Annotated in this window: 11 protein-coding genes; 7 read left to right on the forward strand and 4 right to left on the reverse strand. The window is 69.7% G+C overall.

All coding sequences use genetic code 11. The features are described 5' to 3' along the window. The first annotated feature begins 1 nt into the window (after window position 1). Complete coding sequence (locus NZH93_RS26205; protein WP_259625857.1) at window positions 2-1,138, forward strand: epoxide hydrolase family protein; 1,137 nt, start codon at window positions 2-4, stop codon at window positions 1,136-1,138. On the opposite strand, the gene NZH93_RS26210 is transcribed toward NZH93_RS26205, so the two are convergent. Then, window positions 1,125-2,183, reverse strand: a complete 1,059-nt coding sequence (locus NZH93_RS26210; protein WP_259625858.1) for a saccharopine dehydrogenase family protein — start codon at window positions 2,181-2,183, stop codon at window positions 1,125-1,127. The two genes, NZH93_RS26205 and NZH93_RS26210, sit on opposite strands and share 14 nt — an antisense overlap. 81 nt (window positions 2,184-2,264) lie before the next feature. Between NZH93_RS26210 and NZH93_RS26215 the strand changes: the two genes are divergently transcribed. From NZH93_RS26215 to NZH93_RS26230, 4 genes are all read left to right on the forward strand, one after another. After that, window positions 2,265-2,846 (forward strand): TetR/AcrR family transcriptional regulator, encoded by a 582-nt coding sequence (locus NZH93_RS26215; RefSeq protein WP_259625859.1) that lies wholly within the window; start codon window positions 2,265-2,267, stop codon window positions 2,844-2,846. 143 nt (window positions 2,847-2,989) lie between these two features. Continuing rightward, window positions 2,990-3,982 (forward strand): protein kinase family protein, encoded by a 993-nt coding sequence (locus tag NZH93_RS26220; RefSeq protein ID WP_259625860.1) that lies wholly within the window; start codon window positions 2,990-2,992, stop codon window positions 3,980-3,982. Window positions 3,983-3,991: 9 nt separating this feature from the next. Next, window positions 3,992-6,907, forward strand: coding sequence for a DEAD/DEAH box helicase (locus NZH93_RS26225; RefSeq protein WP_259625861.1), 2,916 nt, complete (start codon window positions 3,992-3,994; stop codon window positions 6,905-6,907). Beyond that, a complete protein-coding gene (locus NZH93_RS26230) occupies window positions 6,904-8,112 on the forward strand; it encodes a hypothetical protein (RefSeq protein WP_259625862.1) in 1,209 nt (402 codons plus the stop codon). Before NZH93_RS26225 ends, NZH93_RS26230 begins: the two co-directional genes overlap by 4 nt. A 100-nt stretch (window positions 8,113-8,212) precedes the next feature. On the opposite strand, the gene NZH93_RS50820 is transcribed toward NZH93_RS26230, so the two are convergent. Further along, window positions 8,213-11,095 carry a tetratricopeptide repeat protein gene (locus NZH93_RS50820; RefSeq protein WP_259625863.1) on the reverse strand — a complete coding sequence of 961 codons (2,883 nt, stop codon included), beginning with the start codon at window positions 11,093-11,095 and terminating at the stop codon, window positions 8,213-8,215. Window positions 11,096-11,334: 239 nt separating this feature from the next. Next, complete coding sequence (locus NZH93_RS26240; protein WP_259625864.1) at window positions 11,335-12,273, reverse strand: NB-ARC domain-containing protein; 939 nt, start codon at window positions 12,271-12,273, stop codon at window positions 11,335-11,337. A gap of 229 nt (window positions 12,274-12,502) precedes the next feature. Between NZH93_RS26240 and NZH93_RS26245 the strand changes: the two genes are divergently transcribed. After that, complete coding sequence (locus NZH93_RS26245; protein ID WP_259625865.1) at window positions 12,503-13,462, forward strand: acyltransferase domain-containing protein; 960 nt, start codon at window positions 12,503-12,505, stop codon at window positions 13,460-13,462. A gap of 52 nt (window positions 13,463-13,514) precedes the next feature. Beyond that, on the forward strand, window positions 13,515-14,648 hold the full coding sequence (locus tag NZH93_RS26250) for a glycosyltransferase family 2 protein (RefSeq protein WP_259625866.1): 1,134 nt from the start codon (window positions 13,515-13,517) through the stop codon (window positions 14,646-14,648). Between the two features lie 66 nt (window positions 14,649-14,714). Here the strand turns inward: NZH93_RS26250 and NZH93_RS26255 are convergent, their stop codons facing one another. Next, window positions 14,715-17,498, reverse strand: coding sequence for a DUF4082 domain-containing protein (locus tag NZH93_RS26255; RefSeq protein WP_259625867.1), 2,784 nt, complete (start codon window positions 17,496-17,498; stop codon window positions 14,715-14,717). Between the last annotated feature and the right edge of the window lie 197 nt (window positions 17,499-17,695).

Consider the following 17,695-nt stretch of genomic DNA (forward strand, 5'->3'; position numbering starts at 1 on the left):
CATGACGAACACCGAGATCCGCCCCTTCCGCGTCGACATCCCCCAGGCCGACCTGGACGACCTCGACGAGCGCCTCGCCCGCACCCGGCTGCCGCGGCCCGCCCCCACCGACGACTGGGAGTACGGCACCCCGAACAGCTACCTGGGCGAGACCGTCGAGCACTGGCGCACCGAGTTCGACTGGCGCGCGCAGGAAGCCCGGATGAACGAGTTCCCGCAGTACCTGACCGAGATCGACGGGCAGACCGTGCACTTCGTCCACGTGCCGTCGAAGGTGGAGGGCGCGACCCCGTTGCTGCTCCTGCACACCTACCCCGGCTCGTTCGCCGAGTTCCTCGACATGATCGGCCCGCTCACCGACCCCGTCGCCCACGGCGGCGACGCCGAGGACGCGTTCTCGGTCGTAGTCCCGTCGATCCCCGGATTCGGCTTCAGCACGCCGCTCGTCGGCCGCGGCTGGACGATGCGGAAGGTGGCGGAGACGGTCGACGCGCTGATGCGGCGCCTCGGGTACGACTCGTACGGTTCGCACGGCAGCGACGCGGGCTCGATGATCTCCCGCGAGTTGGGGCTGATGCGGCCCGAGGGTTTCCTCGGGCTGCACGTGCTCCAGTTGTTCTCCTTCCCCACCGGCGACCCGGCCGAGTTCGAGAACCTCGGACCGAAGGACTACGCCGCGCTCGAGCACATGCGGTGGTTCCAGTCCGTCGGCGGCTACAACCAGATGAACGCGACCCGCCCGCAGACCGTCTCGGTCGGCATCGCCGACTCACCGGTCGGGCAGCTCGCCTACAGCGAGCTGTTCAACAACTTCGGCGACGGGACGAGCCTGGTGACGCCGGACCAGATCCTGACCCAGGTCTCCCTGTACTGGTTCACCAACACCCAGGCGACCGCAGGGCGCTACCACTTCGAGGAGGCGAAGGCCGAGCGCGAACCGGAGGTGAACCGGTCGCGGACCGGCGTCGCCGTCTTCGCGGACGACTTCAAGTCCGTCCGCGCGTTCGCCGAGCGGGACAACTCCGCCGTCGAGCACTGGTCCGAGTTCCCCGACGGCGGGCACTTCGCGGCGCTGGAACGCCCGGACGTGCTCGTCGGCGACCTGCGGACCTTCTTCCGCGCCCCTACCGGTCGGTGACCACGAAGTCGGCGCCCGCGGCCAGTGCCACCTCGGGGCCGAACAGCCTGGCCGGGGTGAACGCGCCGGGGCGGCCCTCGCCCTTGGCCAGGCGCAGGGTGACCTCGGTGGCGGCGCCGACCGTGAACTCCATGCCCTCGCCGGTGCGCAGCCAGCCCTCGCGGACGCGACCGGACGGCCACTCGACCCTGGCGCGGCCCCAGGACGACCGGCGAGGGCGGGGCCTGGCCGTGGTCGTCGTGATGCCCGCGAGCCGTCGGGTGGCGAAGCCCGCCAGTCCGGGCAACCGCAGCGCGCCACCCAGCGCGGGCAGGAGCGCACGGACCGCGGGGTTGGCCGGGACGAGGGCCGAGGCGCCGATCACCGACGGGGCGCCGCTGGCCCGCCAGGCCGCGAAGAGTTCACCGCCACCCAGGGAGGCGGTGGTCACGACGTCGCCGTCAGGCGTGGTCAGCCGTTCAGCGGCACCACCGGCCCTGGCCCGCACCAGCCGTCCCTCCCGCACCTCGCGGCCACCGTCGCGCAGCGCTTGCACGATGGTGGCGGCCAGTGCCTCGCCGAGGGCGCCGGGTTCCAGCGCGACCGACGCGACGGCGTCGACGCGCACCCGTGAGGGCTCCTCCTCCCCCGCCAGCAGGTGCAGCAGGACGCCCTCGGTCGCGAGCGGGCCGAAACCCGCCCCGGAGACCAGCGTGCGCCTGGTCGCCACCGCTTCGCGGTCCATGCCGTGGAGCAGCTCGAACGCGCTCAGCTCGTCGGACACGTCGACGTAGTGCGTGCCCGGCGGGCAGGCCCGCGCGACCTTCGGCGCCGTGACCGCGAACGGGCCCACCGTGTTGACCACGACGGCGGGCCCCTCGGTCGACAGCCGCGCGCAGACCTCGTCGAGCGAGCCGACCACCGCACGGGCGTCCGGCCCCACCTCCGCCAGCCGCTCCCGATCACGACCGGCCACCACCACCTCGGCGCCCGCCCGCCACAGGCGCTCCACCACCTCCCGACCGACCCGTCCGGTCGCGCCGAGCACCCAGATCTCACCCGTCATGGTCGCCTCCATCATCAACGGCACGTCGTGTCATCACTATGGCATGGCACGACACGACGTGTCATCAGTAGGATTCGCCGCATGGGTCGATGGCAGCCGGGCGCGCGGGAACGACTCGAACAGGCCGCGCTCGACCTCTTCCTGGAGCACGGCTTCACCGAGACCACCGTCCCGCAGATCACCGCACGGGCCGGGCTCACGACCCGCACGTTCTTCCGGCACTTCGCCGACAAGCGCGAGGTGCTGTTCGCGGGCGAGGAGTCGGTCCCCGACCAGGTGACCCGCTTCATGGCCGAGGCCCCACCGTCACTCGGCCCGATGGACCTCATCACCGAGGGCCTGGCCCCCACCGCGACCGAGATCTTCAAGGGCCGCGACCTCACCTACCTCCTGCGCCGCCGCGCCGCGATCGACGCCGAACCAGCCCTGCGCGAACGCGAACTGCGCAAGTTCTCCCTCATGGCGGAAGCACTGGAACAGGGCTTCCGCACCCGCGGCGCGGACGACCTGACCGCCAGACTGGCGGCCGAGATCGCCATGACCACGTTCCGGATAGCGGTGACCCGCTGGCTGGACCACCACGGCGACCCAGACCTCCCGACCACCATCACCCAGACCCTGACGGCGATGAGAAACCTGACGAACACCGGCCCGACCCCGTAGCCACGACAGATCCGACCGCCGCGCGATCCATCACCCCACCTCGACGCATCCGCGATCTTCCGCAGTTCTGCGGCCCGCACTCGAATCCGCGCGGTTAGCCTTTGCCACTTCGATCGACAAGCCCGACGGCCGTGAGCGGTGGAGTGGAACGACAAGGCACCCCTGACGGGGCGAGCAGCACCTCGAACACCGTGCACGGCGTCGTCCACGGATCCGTGTGGCAGGCCGGGAACGTCTACGGCGACGTGCACCTCCACCACCAAGCCGCGCCACCACCGGCGGTGCCCGGTCCTCCACTGGTCGACCACCGACCGTCCGGACTGGGGCCGGAGGTCGAGGTCGGCGATGTCCTGCACCTCGTGCACGACCAGCCCGGCGACGCCTCGTCGACGGGTGACGGCGGTGCCGTCGTGCGGCAGGCCAGGTGCCTCCGGCTGACGGACCGCGGCGGGTTCGGCTGGCTGCGCCGGGTGGAGGTGCGCCAGGCCACGCCCCTCGCCCTCCGAGCGCGACGAGCGCTGACGGCGGAGCACGACCTCCTGCGCAGGCTGTCGGGCGTAGTCCCCCACCTGCCCGCGGTGCTCCAGTTCGCCGAGGGACCGGGCGACACCGCCACGCTCGTGACCGCGTGGCCGGAAACCCGATCGCACCGGGCCTGCGACCCCCTCGACGTCCTCCTGCTCCGTGGACCGGTGCGGGACGCGGGGGTGCTGGCGCGCGTGTGCGACGCCTTGGCCAGCCTGTGCGCGACACTCGGCGCGCTGCACGCTCACCGCACCGTGCACGGTGCGCTCACCCCCGCCCGGTTGATCATGCGCGACGACGGCGCGCTCTCGCTGCGGGACCTGGCTCGAACCGATCAGGAACCGCCCGAGTACCCGGCACCCGAACAGCTCGCGCGCGGCGTCGCGGGACCGTGGACGGACGTCCACCAGGTCGGGGCCATCGCCTACCACCTGGTCACCGGTCGGCAGCCGAGTCCTCGTGCTCCGCTGCCGGTCCGCGCGTGGGCACCCGAGGTGCCCGAAGACCTCGCCGACACCATCGACTCGGCCCTGGTCCCGGAGTGCGCGGAGCGCCCGGACACGGCGACGCTCGGAGCGCGGTTGCGCGCCCTGGCACACCCCACCCGCTGAAGGAGCACGGTGCGTTCCGTCCAGTTGCCCCTCAACGGGGTGATCCACCTCGTCGCGTCCGCCGAGGACGACCACCGGCTGCGCGAGAAGATCCGCAACCACCCCGGTCTGCCGCAGAGCGTCGAGCAGCTTGTGACCGAGCTGTCCACCACGTTCGGGGCTGGCGTGCCAGCGACGGTGGAGGAGCCCAACCGGTTGAACGGCGGCCGCACGCTCCTGGTCCACGGCAGCGCATGGTCGGCGCGCCTGGAACCGACCCACTCCGGGCGCGGGTACAAGGTCAAGCGGATCGACCCGCTCCGCATCAGGGACCACCACCGACTCGCCCGGCACTTCCTGTCCCTGCACACGAACGGTTGGCGGCGCGTGGAATCCCTGTACGAGCTGGGCGAAGGCGCGCACTCGTTCTGGCCGCACATCGAGCAGCAGTGGGAACGGCTGGTGAACTCGCGGGCCGAGGCGTCGGCGACGCCTGCTCCCGAACCCCACCACACGGCGTTCCTCGACACCGTGGGGCAGGTCGTCGACGCGAGCGAGCGGATCGCCGCGGCCGCCGCGAGGAGCGCGCGGCCCTACCCGTACCGCGAGATCACCCCGGTCGGTGAGCAGCGGCAGGGTACGCACGCCGTCTACGGCTTCACGATGGTCGGAGAGGGAGCACCGGAGGAAAGCGCTTTCGTCCAAGTGAAGGGCTACGACGAGCACCGGGGCCAGGTGGTGCGGCTGGACGGCCGGTTGGTGACGGTCCGGTTCGACGAAGCCGTGGACTGGCAGTCGTTGCCGAAGACCGGTGAGCTGGAGACCACCACCAGCACCGTGGTGTTCAAGAAGCAGAGGGAGGCCATCACCGCGTTGCGGGACCGGCGAACGCGCAACCCGCGCCTGCTGCCCGCACTGGTCGACGCCCGCACCCTGTGGCTCAACGCGGCCAAGGACACCCCGACGGAGGCACTCGACCCGGACCAGACGCAGGCGTTCCGCCGAGCCGTGGCCGTCGAGGACCTGATGCTCGTGCTCGGACCACCGGGCACCGGCAAGACGCGGGTGATCAGCCAGGTCGCGAACGCGGTGGCGAGGGGCGACGGGTGGACCCGACCGCCGCGGCGGGTGCTCGTCACCTCGCACTCCAACCGCGCCGTGGACAACATCCTGCCCAGGCTGCCGCCGGACCTGGTCGTGGTGCGGGTCGGCAACCCCGGCACGGTCACCGACGAGGGCCGCCCCTACCTGCTGGACGAGCAGGCGCGGCAGTTGCGCGGACAGATCATCGCGGGCGTCGACCGCGGGCTTCGCGAGTTCACCGACCTGGAGGTCGCGCAGAGGTGGGCCGACGAACTGGCGGACCGGGTGGACGGCCTGGTGGCCGCGTTCGCCGGCGCGGACGCCGCCCGCGCCGCCGTGGCAGCGGCTCGGCGTGCCGTCGGGGGCCCCGCCCAGGCTGCGGTGGACGGGCTGGAGTGGACGCTGGCCGATCTCGATCGGCGGCTGGCCCGCGTCCACCGGGCGATCGACCGCGCCGTGCGCGTCGGGCGGGTCCCGCTCCTCGGGTGGTGGGGCAGGTGGCGGACGGCGGCACTCCGGTCACGGGCGCACCAGTTCGACGTGACCCGGCACGGGCACGCCGAAGGGTTGCGCCACGCCCAGCAGTACTTGGACGCCGTCACCAACGACTCCCCCGAGGTGCGCCACGCGGTCTCGGCACTGGCCGACCGGTGGGACAGGACGGAGAAGGCGAGGGACGCCGCGCTCACCGCCGCGCACGCGTCCCGTGCGGCGGTCGGCGGTTCCGAGCCACCTCCCCTGGTCCGCGACACCTCGGACATGACGGCGACCCGGCAGGACCTGACAGGCCTGGTGTCGTGGCTCAGGGTGCGACTGCCCCTGTTGCGGGTCCGCGCCCGGCTCCTGGGCGAGTGGCACCAGGAGGTGTCCGGCGCCACGACGCAGTTGCACCCGGAACTGATCCGCTACGCCCACGTCATCGCGGCCACCACCATCGGCACGGCGTCCCGGCCGGAGTTGTCGGACGTCGACTTCGACTTGGTGGTCGTCGACGAGGCGGGGCAGATCGGCACGGCCGACCTGCTCGTGCCGCTGGTGCGCGCACGACGCGCGGTGCTCGTCGGCGACCAGCAGCAACTGCCGCCGTTCCTCGACTCCGAGGTCGAGGCCTGGGGCGAGGAGGTGGGTGACCCGCGCGTTCGGGAACTGCTCACCACGAGCGCCCTGGAACGCCTGGCCGACCGCCTGCCCCGGACGAACGTCGTGCCGCTGACGTGGCAGCGGCGGATGCCCGCGGTGATCGCCGACTTCAGCTCGCGGATGTTCTACGGCGGCAAGCTGCGCACGGCCGGCGCGCACGTGCACGACGACGACCTGTTCGGCAGCCCGATGGTGTTCGTCGACACGGCGCGCCTGCCCGCGCGCCAACAGCGTGAACTGCCCGCCCGCGACCTCGACCACCGGCAGAACGGCTACTGCAACCCGGCCGAGGCGCTGCTGCTGTCGCGACTGGCCGCGCACTACGAAGCGGCGGGCCGCGACTGGGCGGTCATCGTGCCGTACACCGCGCAGGTCAAGGCGATCACCAGCGCGATCGTCGGGCTGATCGGCGACGAGCCGCGGGTGAAGCTCAACGTGGGCTCCGTCGACTCGTTCCAGGGCGGCGAGCGGCAGGTGATCCTCTACGGCTTCACCCGCAGCAACCGGGACGGCAACGTGGGGTTCCTGCGCGAACTGCGGCGCGCCAACGTCGCGTTCACCCGTGCCAAGGAACAACTCGTGCTGGTCGGTGACCTGGACACGCTGACGATGGCGAGGGACTCCGGGTTCCGCGACCTGGCTCGGGCGCTGCGCGACCACGTGGCGACGGTGGGCGAGATCAGGCAGTACGACGAGGTCCTCAACCGGATCGGCGGACGATGACCACCAGGACGAAGTTGTTCACCTACCCCGAACAGCGGACCTTGGAGGACGCCGCGTTCGAGCGCGAGGTCGTCCCGACGCGCATCCACTCGCTGCTCCTGCCGGTGTGGAAGGTGACCGTGCGGGCCACCGTGGTCGTCGCCGAGGACTACGACCTCATCGACCGCTACCTCTCGCGCGGCATCGCCGAGGCGGGTCTGTCAACCACGGCCGCCCTGGCCGAGTTCTTCGCGCTGGACCCACCCCTGGTGGACCGGGCGCTGCGCGCACTGGAGGCGGTCGGCCACGTCGGGCAGGCGGACGGCCATTGGCGGCTGACCGAGGTCGGGCTGTGGTCCGTGCGGGACGGCAGGCGGTACGAGGTCGCCAACGAGGACCGCCGTGAGCTGTACTTCGACGGCTTCGCCAGCCGTCCGCTGACGAAGGTCTGCTACGACCCGAGCAAGGTGACCATGCTGTCGCCGGACGACCTGACGTCCACCGCCGGACGGTTCACCCCCTTGTTCTCGCGCTGGAGCTTCGACCCGGAAGCCCTGCGCACCTTGTCGGCCCACCCCGACCGCGCCAGGTTCAACCTGCCCGAGCGGATCGACAACGCGAACCCGATCGGACCACCAGAACTCACGTACCTGCCCCTGATCGTGGTGAGCGGGGTCTCACGATCAGGCAGGCCTCAGCACCTGGCCTACTCCCAGGCATCCGGCGAAGCCGACCTGGACCTGAGCGCCCTGGTCGAGTCGACCCCCGACATCACCCGGAGCCTGGAGAACGAACAGCACGCCGCGAATCCGGACCAGGAGGAAAAACGAGCACGTGAATGGGTCGACAGGTACGACCTGACCGGCCACCACCTGCTCCGACTGCGCAGCGGCCTGCTGCGGATCGTCCTACCGGGCAAGCACTTCAGAACGGACGGCCCCTTGCGGATGCACCAACTCGGCTCGTTCGTCGTACGCGGCAACAGCTTCTTCCAACCCTGGTGCGACGACCAACACCTACGCCGCCAGGCCCTGCTCAGCCGCGTGAAATCCCTACTGGGCACCCGCTCCCGCACCAGTACCGCACGACTGTGGCCGCGGATCGAACGAGTAGCCCGCCAACTCGACGTGGGCACCATCGACCAGACCGAACTACGCGCCCTGGCAGTGCGAGCGGGCGACACCACGCTGGTAACCCAACTGGACGAACTGGCGCGCAACACCTAGGCACATCTGTACGTGCTCTCGGTCGATGCTCGAATGTCGTTTCCACGGGATGCGGTATGGATCAACGCCACCGGCGTCCGCTCTTCTGGAGTGGCATCCCTTACCTTTTGCCGCAGCACTTTTTGTACTTCAGGCCCGTGCTGGGGGAACAGACGCACGACTGGTTTCGACCGGGCGGCACAACGACGAGTTCCAGGGCCGCCGCCACCACGTTTCCCCGTCTCATGGCCTCCACCAAGTAGCGGTCGCTGTCCGCGACCATGCCGCGCAGGTCGTGGCCGAACATGGCGATGACCGCACCCTTACGGGCAGCTTGGTACCACCGCGGGTAGAACGAGAGTGGCAGCGCGACCAGTTCAGCACCGTCGGCGATGATCTCCATTCGGTTCCCGACGAGCCGTGCACCGGCTCTGCTCCTGGTGACCTGCTCGATCGCCGAAGCATCCCCGAGACTCGTGAAACCCACCTGGCGGAGCGATTCTATGAAGATGTCGGACACCACCCCGTCCTCCCTCTGCGCCCAAGGACCGCGGGCGTCGACGACGACGCCCGCCACGTCGTCACCCCAGACGGTGCACTCGATCTCTAATCTGACCCGCTCGTGCCGATCGGGCAACTGCTCGACCCGCACGACCGAGGGAGGCGCGCACGTCGGGTGTGCCAGGGTCATCCCGTCAGGTCCATCGCCCTGATTGCTTAGGAGCACGACGTGCGCGACCCCGTTCGCGGCCAGCGGCAGACCGCAGGACACGCAGTGGCGCCGGTCCGTGCCGAGTCGGGCGAGCACTTGGTCGAGGGGTACGTCGCCGTACCGGTCGACAACGTCCTGGCTGACGACGATCCGGCGCCGGTCAAACTGCGGCTCGGATTCGGGCTGGGGCGCCGAGTACTCCGCCCGGACGTACTTCGACCTCATCGTGGCGAGCACCATCGGTGCGACGTCGTCCGGCAGCGGAACTTGGTCCGGCTCCTTACCGGCGGCAACGGCAAGGGCTGCGAGCGCCGTCGCCTCCACCTTCAACGCGTTCGCGGCGGGTCGCCACTCCTCAGCCTCCTGCCGGAGCAACCTCGCCTCGTGGGCGCACCGCGCCGCCTCGTCGAACCTCGTCCGGGCGAGGTGTGCTCGGGCGAGGTTCAGGAGCGCGTCCGCGATCAGGCTCTTGTTGCCCAACTCGCACGCGATCGTGCGTGCGTGTTCGAACTCCACCACGGCAGCGTCAGCGTCGCCCTGCTCGGCGAGGATCGCACCGAGGTTGTTCCGTATGGAGGCTTCGAGGTCCTTCACGCCCACCTTCCTCGCCGACTCCAGGGAGGCTCGCAGCGTCAGGACGGACTCCTCCCCTGACCCGGCGCGGTGCAGGCACGTCGCCAGATTGCCCTGGACGACGAGTTGGGTGTGCACCGCTCGGCGTTCAACGGCCAGTGCCAAGGCGATCCGGTACGCGGCGACGGCCTCCTCCCAGTGGGACATTCGAGCCAGCACTGTGCCTTTGGTCAGCAGGCAGTCCATCCGCTCCTCCTCCACACCGGACTCGTCGGCCAGCACGAGTGCCCGCTCGACGGAACTCACCGCTTCATCCCAGAGTCCACGACGGGAGTACAGGGTGGCGAGGTGGCGGAACGCGGACGCCCTCGTGCGCGCGTGCGTGATCTCATGAGGTGCGTCCGCGACAGTTCGCAACACCCTCGCGGCTTCCTTCCAGTCGCCGTGGTGGATCAGCGCTTCACCCAGGAGTGCTCTTGCGGTGGAGAGGGCTGGAGATTCCCCGTTCCGCTCGAAGATCGCGACGTTGCGACGCAGGAGTGGCACCGCCTGGTCGACCCGGCCCGTGTGGCGGAAGACCTTCGCCCGCTCGTGCGACACTTGCATGAGCAGGAATTCGTTGCCACTGTGTTCGGCGACGTCCACCGCCCTCCGGAAGCAGTCCTCGGCCTTGAGGTGATCCCCCGCGGCCGCGTGCAGTCCACCTAGTTCTGCCAGGGCGTTCGCCAGGTGCACGAGGTCGCCCACGGTCGTCGCGCGCTCGACGCACTCGCCGTAGTACCGCGCCGACTCGGCTTGGTCGCGGTGTCCCACCGCTTGGCCGAGCATGTGCAGGGTGGCGATCTCGCCCTTCACGTCTCCGCTCTCCCGGTAGATCGCCAGGGCATCGGTCAACGGGTCGATCCTGGACTCGGTCTCGTCCACGGCTTGCCGGATGAGGGCGACTTGACGTAGGGCGTCCGCCTCGGCCGCCCGATCGCCCACCGCGCGGGCGCGATCGAGTGCTTCCTCGCATTCGCGGCTCGCGCTGGTGAGGCGACCGGCCAGCCGCAGCGACTCAGCGAGCAGGACCCCGAAGGACGGGAGGAGCGCGCCGAGCCTGCCGCGCCGAGCAACCGCCTGCGCGTTTCGGAAGTACTGCTCGGCTCGGCGCCACCTCGCCATTCCAACGTTGGCCTTGCCGAGGTCGCTGAGCGCGGTCGCGAGGCGCAGGTCGTCCCCAGCCCACCGCCAGATCGGCAGACCTCCTCGGATGACGTCGATGGCGTCGCGGGAACGACCTGCGTCGAGGAGAAGTCCTCCGTACGCGCTACGAGCCAGCGCCATGGTCGTGTGCTCTCCGGCCGCGGCTGCGGCCTCGAAGCACTGCCGGTACCGGTCAACCGCGAGGTCGATGTCACCTCGATGGCTCGCCGCACTGCCGAGATTGAGCAGGCCAGCCGTCAACCACTGCACGTTGCCGGTGCGCTCACCTGCCACTCTCAGGCAGTCAGCGGCCCGGACCAACCCGTCCCACCGACCGAGGTGCTGGAGAACCGGGATCATCGCGGAGGCCAGGGAGACGGCGTCAGTCCACAGCTCGTGCGCGATGGCCGCCTCGATCGTGCTCACCGCACCGACGTGATCCCGTTCGAGGGCCGCGAGGGCCGCGGCGTTGGTCGGCGAGGGATTCCTCGCCTGGTCGTCGAGGAATCCGATTGACCTGGCGGCCGAATCCACCCTGGCCAGGTAGGCCAGGCACGTGTGCTCGACGGTCCGGTTCCGCCACTGCTCGTCCGAGGGCGCTCGGTGTCGAGCGAAGCGGTAGAGGACGTCGTGCATGCGATACGCGTCCGCCCCGGTCCGCTCGACCAGGTTCAACTCGTGGAGGTCGTCGAGCAGCCGCCGGGTCCGGCGGACGTCGTCGGGCGACAAGGTGTCGAGTTTTTCGACGAACGCGATCGAGACCACGTCGACCGTCACGGTCGTGTTGGGAGCATCCCGAGGGTGGCGAACAGGGCTGTCTGCCCCGATGTCAGCTCGCGATGGCTGTATTCGATGATCCGTTCGACCGACCGCGCTCCCGCGCGTAACTCCTCCAGGCCGTGGTCCGGGTGAGCGAGGTCCTTCAGGTACCGGTCGACATCGAGCGACGCGGTCCGGTTGATGCGCGCGGACGCCACGCACAAGGCGATCGGCAGACCCCCGCACACCTCCGCGAGTTCCACGCTCTGCTGCGGCGTGAGCCGCTCGGCGATCGAGACCGCGAGCCGCGAGCTGTCACCCACCGGCAGCGAATCGAGCTCCAGGAACGAGACGTCCTGGTCGCCCAACCCTGTCAGCCGGTTCCTGCTCGTGCACAAGACGGCGAGTCGGCCGCCCAGTGCCAACACCTCGCCCAACGAGTCCTCGTCACGGACGTTGTCGAGCACGACCAGCACGTCGAGCCTGCTTGCGAGCGCGGAGAGCGCCGCGATCCGCTGATCTCGTTCACCCGGCAACCGCTCGCCGGGTGCGAGCGCCGACAGCAGGTCCGCGACGAGGTCACCACGTTCGGAGACCTCGACGAACACACAACCGTCGGCGAACCGATCCGCCACGGACCACCCGAGCGCGACGGCGAAGGCTGTCTTCCCGACACCTGGTGTTCCGTGAACGAAGAGCACGTGACGCTGGTCGGGATCCGTCAGCATCACGACCCCCGACTCGAGTTCGGCGTCCCGCCCGACGAGGTCGATGCGGCGTGGAAGTCCTCGGCGCGAGGGTTTCGCAGGAACCGGCGGCACCGCGGACGCGATGTGGACGTGGACGCCACCGTGCACCGTGCCCGCCTGCACGGACGTGCCGGTGACGTGGCCGATCAGGTTCCGAGTACCGAACTCCGGGGATCCGTTCGTCGGCTCCGACGCAGCGCGCATGCAGACTCCTGTGATCGTTGCCAACAGGTCAGTGGGTATACCGGAGTCGGGGGCGGAACTATGCGTCAGGTGACGCAGAAGGGCGAGATCGGTCACGGACTTAACGGGTGGGTGGTGCACGGGGTAAACCGCGCCGAAAGGTCCTTTCAGTCACTGTTCAGTCCCCACCAGGAGTCCGAGATCGCGAAAACCCACAGCAGGCGGAGCACCGGCCGGTAGGGTCGGTCGCGTGGATCTGGACGACATCGCTGCCCGGCTCGGCGTGCCCGTCGAAGACGTCGACCGCGTGCACCGGCTCGCCGGCGACCGGCCGTCGGCTCCGTTGCCCGCCAAGGCCGACGCGCCCGCGCTCCTGGACCGGCTCGCGGTGCGGCCGGACGACGTCGCCGAGATCATGGCCGGGTGGCCCGACCCCGACTCTCCACTGTGGACTCCCGAGCTGCGCTGGCTGCTCGACCGCTCGATCGCCCTGGTCCGCGCCGACCTCGGGGGCCACGAGTGGCTGCCGCCCGGCCCGGAGTTGCCGCGTGAACGAGGTCCCGCCTGGCGCCATCTCTACGTCTACGCGTACCTCGCCCTGCTCGACGTCGTCACCGCCTACCACCGCGACCACGGCATCCCGGACGACGTGACCTGGACGACCCTCGCCGACCTCGGCCGCAACCTCGCGGTCGACCGGCGGATGAACCGCGAGGGCTGGCCGGTCATGCAGAGCTGGCTGACGCTGCACGCCCGCGGCGGTGTGTACGAACTCGGTCGGCTGCAACACCAGCGCGGCGGCACGGCCATCGGCCTGCACGTCCCCGAATCCGGACCGCTGGCCCCGGAAGCGGTCACGGCGTCACTCGACGAGGCCCGCGCGTTCTTCCCGCGCCACTTCCCCGACGAGCACTACACGGCCTTCTCCTGCGGCTCGTGGCTGCTCGACCCGCAGCTACTGGAATACCTGCCCGCGGACTCCAACATCGTCCGGTTCCAGCAGAGGTTCGAGCTGGAACCCCACGAGGAACAGGAAGGGCTGGACGCGGACGTCGAGGCGCGGCGGTTCGTGTTCCGCGCGCTGAGCACGCCACTCGACCAGCTACCGCGACGCACCGTGCTCCAGCGCGCGATCATCGACCACCTGAAGTCCGGCCGTCACTGGCAGTGGCGCAGCGGCCGCTTCCCGATCGAGCCCGAACGACCGTAGACCGCAGTAACACGCGCCGTCCCCCGACCGACAAGCGGAGGTGAGGACATCGGTGCCGGACGACCGGCCGGTCAAGCTGGTCAACGTCGGCACGGGGCAGGTCCTGGAGGCCGGGCCGGGTGGCACGCTGGCCGACACCTGGCGCCGGTCCGCGAACGACGCGTCCCAGCGGTGGCGGTTCAGCCGGGTCGACGGGCGCGAACACCTGTGGGAGCTGACGAACGTCGACACCCGCGTGGCCCTGACCGAGGACCTGACGCTGGCCGCCGACGGGGTGACCGGCCGGTGGCGCGTGATCCCGGTGGCAGATCAGGAGTTCGCCATCGTCTCGGCCGCGAGCGGACGAGCGTTGAGCAGCGCCGTCGACGACTCGTCGTACTTCCACGACCCGCGGCAGCGCTGGAAGATCACGGCGGGCAACGCCGAAGGCCCGACGCGCGCGGTGTTCACGCTGGTGCGCGACGAAGAGGTCTTCCTGCCGATCTGGTTGCGCTACTACAGCCGGTTCTTCGCGCCGCAGGACATCCACGTGCTCGACCACGGCGGCGCCGACCGGTTCGCCGACGAGTACGGGTTCACCCGGATCCCGGTCGACCAGCCCGTGTTCGGCGCGGAGTGGCAGCGGGAGGTCATCCAGCGCAGGCAGCACGACCTGCTCGACCGCTACGACGTGGTGGTGTTCGCCGACGCCGACGAGATCATCGCGCCCGAGCCGCACACCGGCGATCTGGGCGACTACCTCGACAACTTCGACGACGACTTCGTGACCTGCCAGGGGTACGAGCTGCTGCACGTCACCGACAGCGAACCGGCGTTCGACCCCGAACAGCCCGTGCTGGCGCAGCGGAAGCACTGGTACCGCAACGAGATCTACTCCAAGTCGCTGATCGCGCGGGTCCCGTCGCTGTGGAACCTGGGCTTCCACCACCGGCTGGACCAGCGCACGAACGTCGACCCGCTGCTGCACCTGCTGCACCTGCACCGGATGGACTACGGGATCTGCCTGGACCGCCACAAGAACCGCGCGGCCTTCCCCCGCGCGGAGAAGGATCGGGCGCGGGGCTGGGGTTACCAGAACCGGATCACCGACCCGGCGGGCTTCCGCGAGTGGTTCTACCAGGATAGCTGCGGCGGCGGCACGATCCAGCCCGAGGAAATCCCGCCCCGCTGGCGCACCGTCGTCTGAGGCTTGGTCGACACGGCTCCCGGTGATCAGGTGCGATCACCGGGAGCCGTGCTCGTCCCAGGGGCGCTACGTCGTGAACACCACGTCCACCCAGTAGTTCAGATCGCGGTAGGTCTGGTTCGGGAAGCTGCCGCTGACGTTGTACACCCCGTTCCCGCCGCTGCCGACGGAGGACGGCGCCGTGAGCGGACCGCTGGTGCGGGCCTGCGTGAAGTAGTCGTAGTCGTACGAATACCTCCCACCGGGACAGGAGTACGACGCGACGTACGTGCTGCCGGCGACGACGTCGACCGGCGTGGGCAACTGCACCGTCTGCCAACCGCTCGGCGTCTCGTTGGTGGCCGTGGCCGTGCCGAGGCGGACACCGGTCGACGACCACACGCTCACCGCGTGCGTGCCCAGGTTCTGCGGTCCTTTGTGGAACTTGACCGCGGTGATCCTGCCGTTGACCGCGGGCGTGAACTTGAAGCCCAGTTCACCGGCGCTGGTGTCGGTCGTGGTGGTGTTCGACGGCGTGGTGGAGTTCGACCAGAACGAGGCCGGGACCGTGTGCGGCGCGTAGGCCGCGCTGAAGTTCCCCGTGGTGACCGGGAACATCGCGTACGTGACGCCCTTGATGGTCTCCTGCGTGTGGACGACCGCCGCGCCGTTCCTGGTGATGCCCGTGAGTGCGCCCTTGATCGACTGCATGGGCAGCATTCCGCGCAACATCCCGTTGGTCCGGGCGTCCACCGTGGCCGTGAACGTCAGGTTGTTGCCGTTCCAGGTGATCTGCGAGAAGAACGAGTTGTTGCGGCCGTCGGTCCAGTCGAGGATCTGCTGCCCGGTGATCATCGGCACGCCGCGGGCCTTCGCCGAGGTGATCACCTGCGCGCCGAAGTTGTCCGAGAGGTAGTAGTGCGTGCCGAAAACACCGTAGTAGCCCTCGGGACCGAGGGCGCGGTCGAGCATCGTGTCGATGCCCGCCGGGTAGGTCAGGCCGTTCTCGTCGACGAGCTGCGACACGACCTGGTAGACGTCGATCATCGTGCCGTCGACGTCGGCGAACCGCATCGGCAGGCCGGAACCGGTGAACATGCCGGGCCGGTTCTGGACCCACCAGTACGGCGCGTAGTAGTAGTTCAGGTCCATCCGGATGCCCTTGCCCAGCTCGACCTTGGGCTGGGTCGCCCAGTCGCTCCACGCGATGCAGTGCGTCCGGTTCCCCTGCTGCGGCGGCAGGCCGGGGAAGCTCGTGGCCCACGCCGCCAGCTCCGACGTGAACGTCGCCTCCAGCGAGGCGGGCGTCCAGTTGGCGCAGCCGGTGTTGACGTGGATGCCGAGGTCGAACCCCTGCGCCGCGTAGGCCACCGCCTGCGCGTTGGTCATGGTCGTGCCCTCGATGAACATCCAGGACGTGGCCCGCAGGCACTCCCACTTGTCCAGCGCCGCACCGGCGGGTGTGGCGGTCTTGAGCTGCTCGAAGTAGTCCCGCGTCCCGGTGGGGGTGCCGTGGTCGTCGAGCGCCATGACGATGGCGGCCTTGAGCCCCTTGGGCAGGTACCACGTCTTCGGGATCGGCTTCTTGGCGCGGTTGACGGACGCGAGGACGTTCACCAGCAGGCGCTGCTGCTCGTCCGCCTGGGGGATGGCCACCTTGGCGAAGTCGATCCAGTCCGCCCGGACGTCACCGACCTTCGGGCCGAAGAACAGGTCCACCGGCCGCAGCGGCGGGTCCGCGTCGCGTTCGTCACCCGCCCAGGCCGGATTCCCCTGCCGGGTCTGGACGATCGAGCGCGCCAGGTCGTAGGTGAACGCCACGGCGTGACCGCCGTTCGGCACCTGGCGCATCGTGACGGCCGGGCTGGCCGTGGCCGTCGTGGCGTTGCTGTAGAGCGTGGCCACGGTCGTCGTGTTCGTTGCCGTGTAACGGTCCGCGGTGCCGTGGTACTGCATGGTCACGGTCGGCAGCCCCGGCACCTTCGCGCTGTCGATCAGCAGGTAGCCGTTGTCCAGCGTGGTCCCCAGGTCGGTGAGCCCGAGCAACCCGTTGAGCTTCTTGTCCGGGCGGGCCGCGATGAGGTTGCCGCCCGCGTTGACCCAGTCGGTGAACATCGTGACCTGCGCCTGGGTCAACGGGATGTCCCCGAGGATCGCCACGTCGTGCTGGCCGAGGACGGCGGCGTCGACGGCGGCCAGGTCGACCGTCGTGAACGAGCCAATGCCCTCGGCGCGCAGGATCTCGCTGTAGTACCGGCTGTACGGCCGCGCGTCCGACTTGATCAGCAGGACGGGTCCGCCGAACCCCTGGTCCAGCGGCGCCGGTTGGAAGATCACGTCGACCCAGTAGTTGGCGCTCGCGTGCGTCGAGGCGGGGAACCCGCTCGTCGCCCCGTAGCGGAACACGCCGTTCGGCTCAGCGGTGGTCGACGCGGGCGCCTGCAAGACCCCGCTGAGCCTGCCGGTGGTGAAATAGTTGTAGGTAGCGCTGTAGTGGCTCTGCGGCGCGAAGTACGAGGCGATGTAGCTCGTGTTGGCCTGGATCGGGACCGGCGTGGCGAACATCGCCGTCTGCCACCCCGTCGCGGTCTCGTTCGTGAAGACCGCGCTCGCCAGCCGTGTGCCGCTCGTGGTCCACACCGATCCGGTGTGCGTGCCGCCGTTCCCGGCGCCTTTGTAGAACTTCACACCGGTGACATGACCGGATCTGCTCGCCCGGAATCGGACCCCCAACTCGAGAGGGTCGACGTCCGTCTCGGAAATGATCGCGGGCGTGTCAGTTGGTCCCCATATGCTGTATGGCCCGTTGGCGGCGACCAGGCTCTCCCCCTGGACGGCGGCCACTGAACCAATCAATTGATCAGCTCCCATGACCGACTCTACCTCGGGAAACGCGCTGGTCGGCCGCACAGTTGCACGACTGTCACCGATTAATAAATCAGTTGGGCCAGATAGGTGACAATTGGCCACAGTATGGTGACAACACCAACGGTGATTGTGATTGGAAGAATGACGAAGTAAGCGGAACACGTGGCCGCGCGATCCGAGGAACCATTATTCCGGAGAGC

Origin of the sequence: Umezawaea endophytica (assembly GCF_025061645.1) — a bacterium.
Classification (GTDB): Bacteria; Actinomycetota; Actinomycetes; order Mycobacteriales; family Pseudonocardiaceae; genus Umezawaea; species Umezawaea endophytica.

What these genes read in the sequence shown, in the direction of transcription:
- NZH93_RS26205 (WP_259625857.1), top strand. Translation starts at nt 2, where the DNA reads ATGACGAACACCGAGATCCGCCCCTTCCGCGTCGACATCCCCCAGGCC.
- NZH93_RS26210 (WP_259625858.1), bottom strand. Translation starts at nt 2,183, where the DNA reads ATGACGGGTGAGATCTGGGTGCTCGGCGCGACCGGACGGGTCGGTCGG.
- NZH93_RS26215 (WP_259625859.1), top strand. Translation starts at nt 2,265, where the DNA reads ATGGGTCGATGGCAGCCGGGCGCGCGGGAACGACTCGAACAGGCCGCG.
- NZH93_RS26230 (WP_259625862.1), top strand. Translation starts at nt 6,904, where the DNA reads ATGACCACCAGGACGAAGTTGTTCACCTACCCCGAACAGCGGACCTTG.
- NZH93_RS26240 (WP_259625864.1), bottom strand. Translation starts at nt 12,273, where the DNA reads ATGCGCGCTGCGTCGGAGCCGACGAACGGATCCCCGGAGTTCGGTACT.
- NZH93_RS26255 (WP_259625867.1), bottom strand. Translation starts at nt 17,498, where the DNA reads ATGGGAGCTGATCAATTGATTGGTTCAGTGGCCGCCGTCCAGGGGGAG.